17 protein-coding genes are annotated in these 14,760 nt (G+C 64.1%); 12 read left to right on the top strand and 5 right to left on the bottom strand.

The window, feature by feature from the left end; translation table 11 throughout:
* The first annotated feature begins 107 nt into the window (after positions 1–107).
* Both puuE and ACR0K1_RS16745 read left to right on the top strand, forming a co-directional pair.
* Positions 108–1,526, top strand: coding sequence for an allantoinase PuuE (puuE, locus tag ACR0K1_RS16750; RefSeq protein WP_480851325.1), 1,419 nt, complete (start codon positions 108–110; stop codon positions 1,524–1,526).
* Entirely contained in the window at positions 1,523–2,011 is a 489-nt protein-coding gene (locus ACR0K1_RS16745; RefSeq protein WP_480615331.1) for an ureidoglycolate lyase, read from the top strand. The genes puuE and ACR0K1_RS16745 overlap by 4 nt, the downstream gene beginning before the upstream one ends.
* 20 nt (positions 2,012–2,031) lie before the next feature.
* Here the strand turns inward: ACR0K1_RS16745 and ACR0K1_RS16740 are convergent, their stop codons facing one another.
* From ACR0K1_RS16740 to ACR0K1_RS16730, 3 genes are all read right to left on the bottom strand, one after another.
* The gene (locus ACR0K1_RS16740; RefSeq protein ID WP_480615330.1) at positions 2,032–3,018 is read right to left on the bottom strand and encodes a type I glyceraldehyde-3-phosphate dehydrogenase; all 987 of its coding nucleotides are present in this window, start codon (positions 3,016–3,018) and stop codon (positions 2,032–2,034) included.
* Between the two features lie 54 nt (positions 3,019–3,072).
* Positions 3,073–3,396 (bottom strand): hypothetical protein, encoded by a 324-nt coding sequence (locus tag ACR0K1_RS16735; RefSeq protein ID WP_480615328.1) that lies wholly within the window; start codon positions 3,394–3,396, stop codon positions 3,073–3,075.
* Between the two features lie 111 nt (positions 3,397–3,507).
* Positions 3,508–4,341: a bifunctional allantoicase/(S)-ureidoglycine aminohydrolase gene (locus tag ACR0K1_RS16730; protein ID WP_480615326.1), complete on the bottom strand. Its 834-nt coding sequence runs from the start codon at positions 4,339–4,341 to the stop codon at positions 3,508–3,510.
* 176 nt (positions 4,342–4,517) lie between these two features.
* Between ACR0K1_RS16730 and ACR0K1_RS16725 the strand changes: the two genes are divergently transcribed.
* On the top strand, positions 4,518–4,874 hold the full coding sequence (locus ACR0K1_RS16725) for a hypothetical protein (RefSeq protein ID WP_480615324.1): 357 nt from the start codon (positions 4,518–4,520) through the stop codon (positions 4,872–4,874).
* Between the two features lie 10 nt (positions 4,875–4,884).
* On the opposite strand, the gene ACR0K1_RS16720 is transcribed toward ACR0K1_RS16725, so the two are convergent.
* Positions 4,885–5,841 carry a 2-hydroxyacid dehydrogenase gene (locus ACR0K1_RS16720; protein WP_480851324.1) on the bottom strand — a complete coding sequence of 319 codons (957 nt, stop codon included), beginning with the start codon at positions 5,839–5,841 and terminating at the stop codon, positions 4,885–4,887.
* A 120-nt stretch (positions 5,842–5,961) separates the two neighbouring features.
* Here ACR0K1_RS16720 and ACR0K1_RS16715 point away from each other — a divergent pair, with 120 nt between their 5' ends.
* The 3 genes from ACR0K1_RS16715 to ACR0K1_RS16705 all read left to right on the top strand — a co-directional run bounded on the left by ACR0K1_RS16715 (position 5,962) and on the right by ACR0K1_RS16705 (position 8,380).
* A complete protein-coding gene (locus ACR0K1_RS16715; protein WP_480851323.1) occupies positions 5,962–6,762 on the top strand; it encodes a thioesterase family protein in 801 nt (266 codons plus the stop codon).
* 74 nt (positions 6,763–6,836) lie between these two features.
* A complete protein-coding gene (locus tag ACR0K1_RS16710) occupies positions 6,837–7,484 on the top strand; it encodes a DUF1007 family protein (protein ID WP_480615319.1) in 648 nt (215 codons plus the stop codon).
* Positions 7,469–8,380, top strand: coding sequence for a nickel/cobalt transporter (locus ACR0K1_RS16705; RefSeq protein ID WP_480615317.1), 912 nt, complete (start codon positions 7,469–7,471; stop codon positions 8,378–8,380). The genes ACR0K1_RS16710 and ACR0K1_RS16705 overlap by 16 nt, the downstream gene beginning before the upstream one ends.
* 1 nt (position 8,381) lies before the next feature.
* On the opposite strand, the gene truA is transcribed toward ACR0K1_RS16705, so the two are convergent.
* Positions 8,382–9,149 carry a tRNA pseudouridine(38-40) synthase TruA gene (gene truA, locus ACR0K1_RS16700; protein WP_480615315.1) on the bottom strand — a complete coding sequence of 256 codons (768 nt, stop codon included), beginning with the start codon at positions 9,147–9,149 and terminating at the stop codon, positions 8,382–8,384.
* A gap of 107 nt (positions 9,150–9,256) precedes the next feature.
* On the opposite strand from truA, the gene ACR0K1_RS16695 reads away from it, so the two are divergent.
* From ACR0K1_RS16695 to ACR0K1_RS16670, 6 genes are all read left to right on the top strand, one after another.
* Entirely contained in the window at positions 9,257–10,672 is a 1,416-nt protein-coding gene (locus tag ACR0K1_RS16695; RefSeq protein ID WP_480851322.1) for a YcjX family GTP-binding protein, read from the top strand.
* A complete protein-coding gene (locus ACR0K1_RS16690) occupies positions 10,669–11,124 on the top strand; it encodes an N-acetyltransferase family protein (RefSeq protein ID WP_480851321.1) in 456 nt (151 codons plus the stop codon). Before ACR0K1_RS16695 ends, ACR0K1_RS16690 begins: the two co-directional genes overlap by 4 nt.
* Positions 11,117–12,106, top strand: coding sequence for a YcjF family protein (locus ACR0K1_RS16685; RefSeq protein WP_480615309.1), 990 nt, complete (start codon positions 11,117–11,119; stop codon positions 12,104–12,106). The genes ACR0K1_RS16690 and ACR0K1_RS16685 overlap by 8 nt, the downstream gene beginning before the upstream one ends.
* A 59-nt stretch (positions 12,107–12,165) precedes the next feature.
* Positions 12,166–12,876, top strand: a complete 711-nt coding sequence (locus ACR0K1_RS16680) for a VIT1/CCC1 transporter family protein (protein WP_480615307.1) — start codon at positions 12,166–12,168, stop codon at positions 12,874–12,876.
* Between the two features lie 98 nt (positions 12,877–12,974).
* Entirely contained in the window at positions 12,975–14,276 is a 1,302-nt protein-coding gene (locus tag ACR0K1_RS16675) for an SDR family oxidoreductase (protein WP_480851320.1), read from the top strand.
* Positions 14,276–14,755 carry a DUF2269 family protein gene (locus tag ACR0K1_RS16670; protein ID WP_480615303.1) on the top strand — a complete coding sequence of 160 codons (480 nt, stop codon included), beginning with the start codon at positions 14,276–14,278 and terminating at the stop codon, positions 14,753–14,755. Before ACR0K1_RS16675 ends, ACR0K1_RS16670 begins: the two co-directional genes overlap by 1 nt.
* Positions 14,756–14,760: the final 5 nt, after the last annotated feature.

Below are 14,760 nucleotides of genomic sequence, written 5' to 3'. Positions count from 1 at the left end.
AACGGTGGAAATGCCGAAAGAACCGGAAACAGCGTTCGGATTGATTTGATAATCCCGGACCGATTTCTGGGCTAAGCCTGTCGAAACGCCCAAATATGGAAGACGCCATGCAGCCCCCTCGTTACCCCCGCGACATGATCGGATATGGTGCCAACCCGCCAGAGGCCCAGTGGCCAGGCGGGGCGAAGCTGGCCGTGCAGATCGTGCTGAACTACGAAGAGGGCGGCGAGAATTGCGTTTTGCACGGCGATGACGCGTCCGAGGCGTTTCTGTCCGAGATTGTCGGGGTCGCATCGTGGCCGGGGCAGCGCCACTGGAACATGGAATCGATCTATGAATACGGCGCGCGGGCCGGGTTCTGGCGGTTGCACCGTTTGATGCAGGACCTGCCGATTACCGTCTATGGTGTTGCGACGGCGCTGGCCCGGTCCCCCGATCAGGTCGCCGCCATGCAAGCCGCCGGGTGGGAGATCGCCAGCCACGGGCTGAAGTGGATCGAACACAAGGACATGCCCGAGGACGAAGAACGCGCCCAGATCGCCGAGGCCATCCGTCTGCACACTGAGGTCGTCGGCGACCGTCCGCGCGGTTGGTACACCGGGCGCTGTTCGGAAAACACCGTGAGGCTGGTGGCGGAAGAAGGCGGCTTTGCCTATGTGGCCGACACCTATGCCGACGATCTGCCCTACTGGATGCAGACCGGCGGGCGGGATCAGTTGATCGTGCCGTACACACTGGACTGCAACGACATGCGCTTTGCCACGCCGCAGGGGTTCAACTCGGGCGATCAGTTCTTTTCGTACCTTAAGGACAGTTTTGATGCGCTCTACGCCGAGGGTGAGTCGGGGGTGCCCAAGATGCTCTCGATCGGTCTGCACTGCCGCCTGATCGGGCGTCCGGGGCGGGTGATGGCTTTGAAGCGGTTTCTGGACTACGCGCGGGGCTTCTCGGATGTGTGGTTCGCGACACGGCTGCAAATCGCCGAACATTGGGCGCAGACCCATCCGCCCGTGTCGGCCCCGAAACCGTCGCGCATGGCGCGGGAGGAATTCGTTGCGGCCTATGGCGGCATATTCGAACATTCCGCCTGGATCGCCGAGCGGGCCTTTGATCTGGAACTTGGCCCCGCCCATGACACAGCAGGCGGATTGCACAATGCGCTGACGCGCATGTTCCGGTCGGCCTCGGACCAGGAACGTCTAGGCGTCCTGACCGCCCACCCCGATCTTGCCGGCAAGCTGGCGCAGGCCAAGCGGCTGACGCAGGAAAGCACGTCCGAGCAGGCCTCGGCCGGGCTGGATGCGCTGACGGATGCGGAGCGTGGTTCGTTCTCCGATCTGAACCGGCGCTATACGGATAAGTTCGGCTTTCCCTTCATCATCGCCGTGCGCGATCACGACAAGGCCTCGATCCTGCAGGCGTTCCAGCGCCGGATCGAACAGGACCGCGACACCGAGTTTGCCGAAGCGTGCCGACAGGTCGAACGGATCGCCGAATTCCGCCTGAGGGACTTGTTGCCGTCATGAGCCGTCGGATCGTGATCGAACCGCTGACAGCCGCCGCCTTCGCGCCTTTTGGTGATGTGATTGAGGTTTCCGGCGCGCCGGACAAGATCATCAATCAGGGTCAATGCGGGCGGTACCATGACCGGGCACTGGTGGACTTTGCCGACGGGCGCGCCGGGATCAGCCTGTTCGACGCCAATCCGCGCGGCCTGCCGTATCGGCTGGACATGGTCGAGCGGCACCCCGAGGGCAGTCAGGCCTTTATCCCGATGACCCACCAGCCGTTCCTTGTGGTCGTCGCCCCGGACAACGGCGGCCAACCCGGCCAGCCCCGCGCCTTTGTCACAACGCCGGGGCAGGTAGTGAACTATCATCGCGGCACATGGCATGGGGTTTTGACCCCGCTGCACGGGCCCGGCCTGTTTGCCGTGGTCGACCGGATAGGTGACGGAGCGAATCTGGAGGAGTTCTGGTTCGAAGAGCCGTTCGAGGTGGTCGAAAGCTGAACCAGAGCGCTCCCGCCAGATCAACCCTCGGCCATCAGGCGGGCGACGTCGAGCATGCGGGCCGAGAAACCCCATTCATTGTCGTACCAACCGAAGACGCGGATCTGGTTTTCGCCGATCATCCGGGTTTCCGGGCCTGCGATAACCAGCGATTCCGGCCGGGACCGCAGGTCTGAAGACACAAGCGGAAGGTCCGTCCAGCCCAGAACGGGCGAGGCATCGACCTCCTGACGCAGGGCGAGGTCGAAGGCGTCGGCGCTTTGACCGCGCTCCAGCGTCACCACAAGATCAACCGCAGAAACACTGGCCGTCGGAACACGCACGGCGGCACCCGAGATACGTCCTGCCAGATGCGGCAGGACCACGTCGATCAGATGGGTCGCGCTGGAGGTCGTGGGCACCATCGACAGCGCCCCCGCACGAGACCGCGCAAGGTCGCCGCGCGGGGCATCGACCATCGGCTGGCTGTTCGTGTAGCAGTGAATGGTGGTCATATGCCCCGAGGCAATGCCTCCGATCTCATCCAGCAGTTTGACCAGCGGTGCCAGCCCGTTGGTGGTGCAGGAGGCGTTCGAGACGATGCGGGCACCGCCCAGCTGATCCTCGTTCGCCCCCATCACGATCGTCACTTCGGCAGCGGGTGAGGGCCCCGAGATCAGCACTTTGCTTGCCCCGGCAGACAGCCCCCGGCGCGCAACGTCCGAGCTGCGGGCGACCCCGGTGCAATCCAGCACCACGTCCACGCCCGACAGATCGACCTGCGCCAGATCGACGCTGTGCGTCATCGCAATCGCGTGACCATCCACAATCAGCGCGCCGTCGCCTTCGGTCACGTGACCGGGATAGGGGCCAAAGGTGCTGTCGTATTTGAACAGATAGGCGCAGGTTTCCAGCGGTGCGATGTCATTGATCAGCACAAGCTCGATATCCGACCCGTGCGGCAAGGCCAGCACCTGCCGCAGAATCGTGCGGCCGATGCGGCCGAATCCGTTGATCGCGAGTTTCATGCGCAACCTATGGCAGGCGGATCAGGCGATCTCAACGAGAGTATTGTACCAATTTCAAGGGCAACTGACCTGCGAGAAGAACTGGCCCGAGATGTTCTGATACATGCTGGGCACGATCGGCTTGCACCCCGTCGCGGCCTGAATCGCGGCAATGGCCTGAATGGTGCGCAGGCGCGGCGGCGGGCCGAACGGGTTGAGGTTATTGTTGTCGCGCGTGGCGCGGTAGATCACCGGCGCGTCCGAGACCTGAGTCACCGCCCAGGTGCGGCTCATTACGAAGACGGATTTGGTTTCTTCCTTGGCGGCAACCGGGCCGGGTTGGGCAATCGCCAGTGCGGCAAAGGCTGCTGCGGCCAACAGGGGAATATGCAGTTTCATCGATCAATCTCCGGTACTCGAAAAAGGAATTTGCTTGGATTTCAGCAAATTCCAGGGCTTGTGTGAACCCCCGGCCCGAGAGATTCAGGCAAACTGTCGGTAATTTACCCTCTAGCCGGTCGGGACAGTCAGCGGCATGTGGCGGTTGACGTCCTTGTAAAGCAGATACCGGAACCGCCCCGGCCCCCCCGCATAACAGGCCTGCGGGCAGAAGGCGCGCAGCCACATGTAGTCGCCGGCCTCGACCTCGACCCAGTCCTGGTTGAGCCGGTAAACGGCTTTGCCTTCAAGCACGTACAGGCCGTGCTCCATCACATGGGTTTCGGCAAAGGGGATCACGGCCCCCGGTTCGAACGTCACGATCGTCACATGCATGTCATGGCGCAGATCCTGCGGGTCGACAAAGCGGGTGGTGGCCCAGCGCCCCTCGGTGCCCGGCATCGGGTTGGGGGCAACATCACGTTCGTTGGTGATGATCGGGTCGGGGACCGGCAGGCCGGGAACCGCCTGATAGGCCTTGCGGACCCAGTGAAAGCGCGCGGCCTGGTCGCCGGTATTGTGCAGCGTCCATTCCGACCCCGGCGGGATATAGGCGTATCCCCCTGTTTCCAAACGGTGAATCGCACCCCCCAGCGTCAGCGTAACCGTTCCTTCAACGACAAACAGAACGGCCTGCGCGCGGCTGTCGGTCTCGGGGTGGTCGCTGCCGCCGCCGGGCTGAACCTCCATGATGTATTGTGAAAACGTCTCGGCGAAACCGCTCAGGGGGCGGGACAGGACCCACAGGCGGGTGCCCTCCCAAAAGGGCAGGTAGCTGGCGGTGATGTCGCGCATCGTGCCCTTGGGGATCACCGCGTAGGCCTCGGTGAACATGGCGCGGTCGGTCAAAAGCTGCTCCTGACCGGGATGCCCGCCGCTGGGCGCAAAATAGGTTGGTTGTGTCATCGCATGCCCTTGTATCGTTTGCCCGGCACTATGCGGGGAATGACGGCGCGCCTCTAGCTGCGGCCTTTCGATAGGTTTGTTCGGGATATTTTGAAGGTGGCCCGCGCAGGGGTTGGCCCCGTCCGCGCCAGGGTATATCCTTGAAGGTGAACCGATTTTAGCCAAGCGAGGCCGTCATGAAAGCCCGGATTTCTTTTGCAGCCATTGCCCTAAGCATCGCGGGCTTTGCGATGGCCGCGCACGCCAAGCCACTGTCCCGAATCATTGCCGAGATGGGTTTAAGCCCCGCCGACTTCGAAGTGCTGAACGCGGCGTCGGATTCGCTTTTTGCGGGTGGTGTCCCCGGCAACGGGACCGAGCGGTCGTGGGTGAATGAAGATACCGGATCAAAGGGCACGATCCGGGTGAACGGCGTGGATGGCAACTGCGTCCGCCTGCAGCACTTCATTCAGCCCGAAGGGGGCGATCAGACGCGCGAGGTGCGGACCCGTCGGTGCAAGGATGCCGAAGGCAACTGGGTACTGGCCCCCTAAGGGATTGGCTTCAATAGCCCCGGTCCCTGTCCACTTCGTGCAGCAGCGGCGCTCCGGCTGTCAGCCGCTGGAAGTTCTCGGCCACATCTGACAGCGCATCGCCCAGATGCCAGCCCGACACGTGCGGCGTGATCTTAACGCCCGGATGCCGCCAGAGCGGGCTGTCCTGCGGCAGTGGTTCCTTGCGGGTCACGTCCAGAACTGCATGGCCGGGTGTGCCACTGTCCAGCGCGGCGATCAGCGCCTCTTCGTCGATCAGGTTGCCGCGCCCTGCGTTCAGCAACTGGCTGCCGGGTTTCATCGCGGCCAGCAAGCCCGCGTCGAACAAACCCGTGGTTTGCGGGGTCGAGGGCAGAATGGCGCACACGTGATCGCACCGGCCCAGCATGTCGGGCAGGGCGTCTTGACCATGCAGGCATTCCACCCCGTCGATCTGCTTGGCTGAACGGCTCCAGCCGATGACCTGAAACCCGACGGCGCGCAGCATGCGGGCGGCGCGATTGCCGATGTGACCCAGCCCCAGAACGCCCACCACGGTGTCGGGCGTGAGGATGGGTTCTTTCGAAAGCCACTCGGCTCGCTTCTGCGCCGCTTCGTGAAACGCCATATGGCGCTGGGTGCGCAGGATATAGGCCAGAAACCACTCGGCAATTTCGCGCGCCGGTGCATCCGGTTTCAGCCGCGTAACGCGGACATTTGGCGGCAGGTTCGCGTTGCCCACGATGGTTTCCACCCCGGCCCCCAGTTTCTGCACGAGTTTCAAGTTGGGGAACTGGCTCAGGTGGCCGTCTGTCAAACCGACGACCGCGATCATCGAAATCTCGTGCGGGTTTCCGAGTGTCTCGGGCGTACGCACATCGGCGTCGGGCGATAGCCGCAGAATCGATTCGGCGATTTCGGCGTTGCTCATCCAGTCGGTCAGGCCGGTATCGATCAACAGGGCCAAGGGCTGCTCCTTCCGGGACATCGCGTCACCCCAGACGGGGGCGGTTTTGGGTGGCGTTTGTTGTGACTATGCCGTTTGGTGTGCAAAAGAAAACCCTGGGTGATTTGCACCCCGGGGCGCAGAGACAGGATGACAGCCCCGATGACAGCGGATCGCGACGCGCAGCCCTTTTTCCACCTTGCCGAAGATGGTGCGTTTATCGGCCTTGACCCGGCGCGCGGCCCCTGGTCCGCCGATCATTGCCACGCGGGACCTGTGACCGGGCTGATCGTACGTGCGGCTGAAACCGAGGTTGGCCCTGACAAGATGCTGACCCGCCTGACGGTGGATTTGCTGCGCCCCTTGCCCCTTGCCGGGTTGCGCGTGGCGGCTGAAACCACACGCCACACCAAGACGCTGGCGACCACAAAGGTCACGGTGCATGACCTTGACGACACGCTGTGCGCAACCGCAACGACGATGCACCTGATCCGCAAGTCGATGGCGGATGTGCCCAATGTCCAAACCGCCCCCTTGTCGCTGGCAGCCACGGTAAACGGGCCTTTTCCGATTGGTGAACTGCGCCATGGTCTGACAGGCTTCGCCCATTGCGTCGATGTGCTTTACCCCGAAGGCGGCAATCAGGGACCCGGCCCCAAGGCCATCTGGATGCGCACGCCCGCCTTGCTGGAAGGTGAGAGGCCCTCGCCGATTCAGGCGCTCTGCCCCTTGGCCGATTGCGGCAACGGTATCTCGTGGAATGCGCCCACGTCCGAGATGGGGTTCATGAACACCGATCTGACCGTGCAAATCCACCGAGAGCCTGTGTCGGACTGGCTGGCCTCGGATTCGGTGTCGCATTGGCAGGATACCGGGATCGGGATGTCACAATCGGTTCTCTATGACACGGAAGGTCCCGTGGGGACCGCGCTGCAGACGCTTGTCCTGTTCCCGCCCGCATGATCCCGTCGGCTGAATTCTGCAGTATGAGCGCGATACGCGTTGCCGCCGGACCCCTCGCACCCTATCTTTCGGGCATGCGTTGGCTGACCGCTCTTCTGACCTGCTGCCTTCCGATCCCGGCTTTGGCGCACCCGCATGTCTTCATCGACACGGGGCTGGAGTTCATTGTCGACGATGCGGGCCAGTTGACCCATGTACGCGTGACCTGGGCCTATGACGAATTCTACTCGCTGCTGCTGCTTGAGGATATGAAGCTGGATCAGGACGCTGATGGCGTTCTGACCGAGGCCGAGGAACAGTTTCTGAACGGCTTCGACGCGCAGTGGATCGAAGGGTACAATGGCGATCTGGTGGTCACCGCAAACGACGCGCCCGTTGCCCTTTCTGGCCCACTCGAAGCGGTTGCGACCACCGAAGACGGGCGCATCGTCTCATCACACATTCGCGCGGTCGAAGGCGGTGCGGTTGCGGCCAATGCCCTGTCCGCCAAGGCCTTTGATGAAACGTTTTACACCGCCTATGAATTGAACCGCCCCGTCACCGTTTCCGGACCCGCCACATGCCAGCTTGAACGGGTCGATCCCGATATCGACGCGGAACTGGCGCAGATGCAGGCGTTTCTGCGAACGCTGGATGTGAATGTCGATCTGGAAGAAAACGATATCCCGCTGGTGGGTGAGAAATTTGCCACCGAGATCCGCCTTTCATGTCCAAATACCTGATTTTCCCGGTCGCGATCGCCATAGCCTTGCTGCTGTGGTTCTGGGGCAGCGGCGGCTTTGACAGCCTGGCCGCCTGGGCCGCAGGTGAGCAGCGTGAGTTCCAGAACCAGATCGCCCGGTCTCTGCGCGCCGCCCGTGCCCAGCAGCCCGAGGCCGTCGCAACCCTGCTGACGGTCTGTTTCGCCTACGGGTTCTTTCATGCAATCGGTCCGGGTCACGGCAAGGTTCTGATTGGCGGCTACGGGCTGGGCCGACGCGTCGCCTTTTGGCGCTTGTCCGCGATCAGTGTGCTGTCCAGTCTGGGGCAGGCGGTGACGGCTGTTGTTTTGGTCTATGCCGGGGTGCTGATCTTCCAGATGTCGCGCGAAAGTCTTGTGGGTACGACCGAACGGGTCATGGCCCCGATCAGCTACGCCGCGATCGCGGTGATTGGCCTGTGGCTGGTGTTCCGATCCGTTCGCAGCTTCGCCCGGCGGCACCGCAGCCAGACCGCCCACGCACATCATCACCACCATCATGAGGGTGAGGCCTGCTCAGAGTGCGGCCACCGCCATGGCCCTAGCGCGGAAGAGGTCGCCCAGGCCGGAACCCTGCGCGAGGCGCTTGTGCTGATCGCAGGCATCGCAGCCCGCCCCTGCACCGGCGCTTTGTTCGTGCTGATCCTGACATGGCAGATGGGCATCGCGATGGTCGGCATCGCCGGGGCCTTTGCAATGGCACTGGGCACGGCGACAGTCACGACGCTGGTGGGCTGGACCTCATTCGGATTGCGCGGGGGGCTGCTGGCGTCGGCCTCGGCCACGCGGTTTGCTTCCGTTCTGGCCCCGACCATCGAACTGGTGGCCGGTTTGCTGATTGTGGTGATTGCCGGCGGTTTGCTGCTGCGGGCGATTTGAGTCAGTCGAACACCGGCTCGGGATAGCCAACCCGCGCCAGATACAGACCCTGCGGCGGACAAACCGGCCCGCAGGCCGCACGATCGGCAGCTTCCAGAGCATCGCGCACATCCTCGGGCGACCAGGCACATGCACCGACCCGCTCCAGCGTGCCCACGAAGCTGCGGACTTGATTATGCAGGAACGACCGGGCGCGGACGTGGAAGTGCACCTCGGGGCCCGAGAATCCCTCAACTTGCTCGACGCGCAATTCGTCCAGCGTCTTCACAGGGCTGGCGGCCTGACAGATCGAGGACCGGAAGGTGGTGAAGTCATGCCGCCCGATCAGCATATCTGCCCCTGTTTGCATCGCGTCGATATCCAGCCGGTGATTGATCCGCCAGACCTGACCCCGATCATGCGTCGCAGGCGCGCGGCGTATCAGGATGCGGAACAGATATTGACGCTCGATGGCCGAGAACCGCGCATGCCAGTCGTCATCCACCCGCGCGGCCTGAACAATCGCGACGGGCTGGGGTTTGAGGTGATAGTTCAGCGCCTCGGACAGGCGGAACGGGTCCCACTCTTTGGCCAAGTCACAATGCGCGACCTGCCCCAGCGCGTGCACGCCCGCATCGGTGCGTCCGGCGGCGGCGATCGTGTGCTCTCCGGGCTGGATGTGGGACAGGGCCTGTTCGATGGCACCCTGCACTGACGGCAGTTCCTTTTGCCGCTGCCACCCGGCAAACGGCTCCCCCTGGTATTCGACTTTCAACGCGTATCTGGGCATGGGGCGCTGGTACAGCGCGGCGCGGGAACGGGCAAGGGGGCGAAAGCGCTGGTATGTGGCGCACCCGCTACCTATCTTGGGCAAAACAATAATTGCGGGGCGACGGCTTGGTCATCTCATCACTGGCAGACAGTCTTGTGCGCGGCGTCGAATCCATCGGCGACAGCGTGTCCGAGACGTTTTTTGAGCCGGTCATCCGGCTTGGCGTTACCGGGTTGGCGCGGTCGGGCAAGACGGTCTTCATCACCTCACTGGTGGCGAACCTGCTGGATCGGGGCCGGATGACCGGCCTTGCCGCGCAACAGGAAGGGCGGATCAACGCCGCTTATCTGCAGCCGCAGCCGGACGATACAGTGCCCCGGTTCGACTATGAATCCCACCTGTCCGACCTGACCGGTCCCAACCCGCATTGGCCCGACAGCACCCGCGCGGTGTCCGAGCTGCGCCTGTCGTTCAAAGCCCGCCCCGCCGGATTGCTGGCCGGGCTGCAGGGGCCGCGCACGGTCCATCTGGATATCGTGGATTATCCGGGCGAATGGCTGCTGGATCTGGCGCTGATGGACAAGTCTTATCAGGACTGGTCGCAGGAAACGCTGTCCCGCATTGAACAGCGCGCCGAGGCGGGATCGTTCCTGTCGGCCCTGGATTCTGCCGACCCAACCAGCGCACATGATGAACCGACGGCGCAGGCTTTGACTGCGGCCTTCACCGCCTATCTCAACAGTGCGAGAGACGCGGGGTTCTATGACTGCACCCCGGGGCGGTTCCTGCTGCCCGGTGATCTGGCCGGGTCTCCGGTTCTGACCTTCGCGCCCCTGCGCATGTCCGGCCCGTCGCGCCGCCACACCCTGCAGCGCGAGATGGAGCGGCGGTACGAGGCTTATAAATCCCGGGTCGTCAAACCGTTCTTTCGCGACCATTTCGCCCGGATTGACCGGCAGGTCGTGTTGGTCGACGCGCTGGGCGCGATCCACCGGGGGCCGCAGGCGGTCGAGGATATGCGCCGCGCGATGGGCGATATCCTGTCCGCCTTCCGTCCGGGCCGGAACGCGTGGCTCAGCCAGTTGCTGCTGGGCAAACGGGTTGAACGTATCCTCTTTGCCGCCACCAAGGCCGATCACCTGCATCACCTGCAGCACCCCCGCCTGACCGCGATCATGGAGGCACTGACGCGTGAGGCTCGGGACCGCGCCAAATTCGCGGGTGCCGAAACGGCGGCGCTGTCGCTGGCCTCGCTGCGCGCCACGACCGAGGAGATGCGTACTCATAACGGCGCCGAACTGCCCTGCGTGCGCGGCACCTTGCTGGACAGCGGCAAACAGGCGGCCTTCTACCCCGGGGACCTGCCGGATGACCCCGCGCATCTGCTCGGCCCCGCACGAAACGGGGCGGACACATGGCTGGGTGAGGATTACGGTTTCATGGCCTTCGCCCCCGCGCACCTGACCCTGCGCCCCGGCGATGGCCCGCCGCACATAAGGCTGGACCGCGCGGCGCAATTCCTGATCGGAGACCGGCTGTGACAGTAACCTTTCGCCCCGCGCGCAGCACCGATGCCGGTGTGACAGGTACAATCCTGCACAGTTTTGCGCGGGAAAATGACTGGATGCCGGAACTGCACAGCTGCGCCGAGACCATCGCCTTTTGCGGCCGTATGATCGATCAGGACTGGGTGACAGTGGCCGAAACGGATGAGGGCGTTGTTGGCTTTCTGGCGCTGAATGGCGCGGAAATCCACTCGCTTTATCTGGCAGAACCGGCGCGCGGGCAGGGGATCGGACGGCAACTTCTGGATCATGCCAAATCGGGGCATTCTCGCCTGAGCCTCTTTGCCTTTCAGCACAACGCTCCGGCCTGCCGCTTCTACGAACGCAACGGCTTTGCCGAGGTCGCCCGCAGCGATGGCGCAGACAATGACGAAAACCTGCCGGACATCAGATATGTCTGGCGCAGCAAGGGGTTGAACGATGGCTAAGGGCCCGGTTCTGATCGATCTCGAAGCGGATGAACCTGCCGCCGACGTCGCGCAGGCCCCTCCGGTGCCCGATATCGCCCAGCCGCAAGGGCAGGCGATGCAGAGCGTCGCGCGATTTGCGTCGCGCAAACCCTCGGCGCTGTCGCGGTGGTTCTGGGGGCTGGCGCTGGCGGTTGTCGGAGCGGCGATCTCGGTCGCGGCCTGGGATTTTGCGACCTCGCTGGTCCAACGCGCGCCCATTCTGGGGTGGATCGTCACCGGGCTGCTGGCAGCTCTGGTGCTGGTCGCCCTGATCATCGCGATCCGCGAACTGGCGGCGATTGGCCGTCTGTCGCGTGTGGACGGCATGCGCCGCGCGGCAGATGCGGCACTGGCCGAGGCGGATTTGGCGCAGGCGCGCGCGGTGACGACCCGGTTGATCGCCTTCTACAAGGCGCGCGAGGAAACCCGATGGGGCCGGGATCGTCTGGCTGAGCGGATGGCGGACCAGTTCGATGCCTCGGGCCTGCTGCAACTGGCCGAGGATGAGCTACTGGCCCCGCTCGATGCCGCCGCCAGCCGCGAGGTTGAGGCCGCCGCCCGTCAGGTCGCGACGGTGACCGCGCTGGTGCCTCTGGCGCTGGCGGATGTGGTGACGGCTTTGGCAGCGTCGCTGCGGATGATCCGGCGGGTGGCCGAGATTTATGGCGGACGGGCCGGGTTTCTGGGCAGTTGGCGGCTGACCCGCGCCGTATTCGTGCATCTGGTTGCCACCGGTGCTGTGGCCGTGGGCGATGACCTGCTGGAACCGGTTCTGGGCGGCTCGGTTCTCAGCAAACTGTCGCGGCGTTTCGGTGAAGGGCTGGTGAACGGCGCGCTCAGCGCCCGCGTTGGCGTCGCCGCGATGGAGGTCTGCCGCCCCCTGCCATTCTCGGACCGCCACAAACCGTCCACGCGCGGCATCATCAAGCGCGCGTTGCAGGGGCTGTTCTCGAAGGGTTGATCCAACGCAAGGTCAGGCCGCGCCCGCTCCGGCACAGTTGAGGTGACGGAGGGCAAGCCATGACGGATCACGGTCACAGCCAGCAGGAAATCACCGCCCGGATCAACGCGCCGCCGGGACGGGGCGTGTTGCGGGACGTGGTTTATGGCGGGATCGACGGATCGGTGACGACCTTCGCCATTGTGGCCGGTGTCGCCGGGGCGGGCCTGTCGTCTTTCGTGATCGTCGCGCTGGGGCTGGCCAATGTGCTGGCCGACGGGTTCTCGATGGCGGCGGGAAATTACTCGGGCACCAAGGCCGAGTTGGACAATATCCGCCGCATCCGCGCGATCGAGGAACGCCACATCGCGCTCTACCCCGAGGGTGAGCGGGGTGAGGTGCGCGAAATTCTGGCGCAGAAGGGGCTGTCGGGGCCCGTTCTGGACGAGGCGACGCTGGCGATCACGGCAAACCACGACAACTGGATCAACCTGATGATCGAGGGCGAATATGGGCTGGGCAGCGTCGATCCCCATCCGATGAAAGCTGCACTGGCGACGTTCTTTGCCTTCCTCGTGGCCGGGATGATCCCTTTGCTGCCGTTTCTTTTGTCGGTCGAGCGCGCCTTTCCCATGTCCGCATGGATGACGATGGGGGTATTTTTCGCCATCGGCGCACTCAAAAGCCGCTGGTCGCTGGCCCCGTGGTGGCGGTCGGGGCTTGAGACGTTGCTGATCGGCGGGCTGGCCGCGTCGATTGCTTATCTGGTCGGGTCCCTGTTCCATCCCTAACCGGCAGTGTTGTCGCAGATGGCCTGTCTCGGCTGGTTTGCGGCGGCCAATCGGCTAGGGTGAGGCCAAAGGGACAAGGTGCCATCATGCCGTTGCACTTGCAGGGAAAAAACGTTCTGGTTCTGGGCGCTTACGGGTTCATCGGCGCGCCGGTTACCCGAGATTTGCGGGCCAGCGGTGCCTGCGTGACCGGCATGGTCCGCTCACTTTCGACGGGTGCCAAAGTCCTGCCCGGCATGCCACTGAAACAAGGCGATCTGCGTGCGTTTCAACGTGCAGAGGATTGGCGCGACATCCTCTCGGATGTCGACGTCGTGGTGAACTGCGCCGGAGCGTTGCAGGATGGCGGCAGTGACGATCTTAGGGCGGTTCACCACACCGCCATCGCTGCTCTGGGTCAGGCGTGCGCCGGGGCGGGTATCGCGATCGTGCAGGTCTCGGCCATCGGGGCCGAGCCTGAAGCGGGCACCGAGTTCATGCGCACCAAGGCCGCAGGCGACGCGGCCCTGCGCACCTCAGGGGCCGCGCTTTGGGTTTTGAAACCCGGTCTGGTCATCGGGCAATCGGATTATGGCGGCACCGCCTTGCTGCGCATGTTGGCGGCGGTGCCTTTGGTTCAGCCGGTGGCCTATCCCGAAACACCGGTTCAATGCGTCGGGATGGTGGACCTGTGTCGCGCTGTTGCCTCTGCCGTCGCGGGCCAGTTGCCACAGGGAACCTATGATCTGATCGAGGATGCGCCCAATCCGCTGTCCGATGTCTTGACCGCCACCCGCGCGTGGTTGGGTTTCCGGCCCGCCGTGGCCCGTATCTCTGTGCCGCACTGGATGACCGGGGTGATTGCGGGTGTTGCAGATCAATTGGCCAGACTGGGCTGGAAGTCACCCTTGCGTAGCACCGCAATGACCGTGATGCAGGACGGCGTGACCGGAGACCCCGGCCCATACGCGGCAGCCACCGGCCGGTCGCTGGCGTCGCTGAATGACATCTACGCAACGATACCTTGCGCCCGCGAACACCGGTTGGCGGCGCGGATGGCGTTGCTGATGCCTCTGGTCATCGCGATGCTCAGCCTGTTCTGGGTGTTGTCCGGGCTCTTCGGCCTGCTGGGTCTGGGCCAGTCTGCTGGCGTTCTGACCGGCGCGGGGTGGCCGTCTGGTTTGGCGACATTCAGCGTTCTGTTCTGGTCGCTGGTCGATATCGCGCTGGGGCTGGCCGTCCTGTGGCGGCCCTGCGCCGCGCGGGCTTGCCTTGCGCAGTTCGGTGTTGCCCTGTTCTATCTGCTGGCCGCTTCGCTGACGGTGCCCGAACTGTGGCTCGACCCTCTGGGGCCGCTGGTAAAGATCATACCGGCGATGATGCTGTCGCTTGTTGCCATTCCAATGCTGGAGAGCCGCTGATGGACCCCGACCTGTTCCTGCGCTGGCTGCATGTGATCGGGGCCTGCGTTCTGTTGGGCACCGGCGCGGGCATCGCGTTTTTCATGCTGATGGCCCATCGCGGCCACGACGCGCGGGTCATCGCCCATACGGCGGGCATTGTGGCGCGAGCCGACCTGCGGTTCACCACAACCGCCGTCATCCTGCAACCGATCACCGGTGCCTTTCTGGCGTGGCGGTTGGGATGGTCCCTGACCGAGGGCTGGATCGCGCTGTCGCTGGTTCTCTACGCGCTGACGGGACTGTTCTGGCTGCCTGTGGTCTGGATCCAGTTGCGCCTGCGCGCCTATGCCCAGGCCGCCGTGGAGCAGGGCGGCCCATTGCCCGAGGCCTATCACCGTCTGTTCAGGCTTTGGGTTCTCTGCGGTATTCCGGCGTTTCTGGCAGTGCTGGCCATTCTGTGGCTCATGATCTCGCGACCTGCGCTGGGCGGCTTCTGACCGGC

It is taken from the genome of Ruegeria sp. F5 (genome assembly GCF_056533845.1).
Note: the sequence above shows the minus strand (reverse complement) of the source record. Positions and strands in the feature narration are given on the sequence as shown.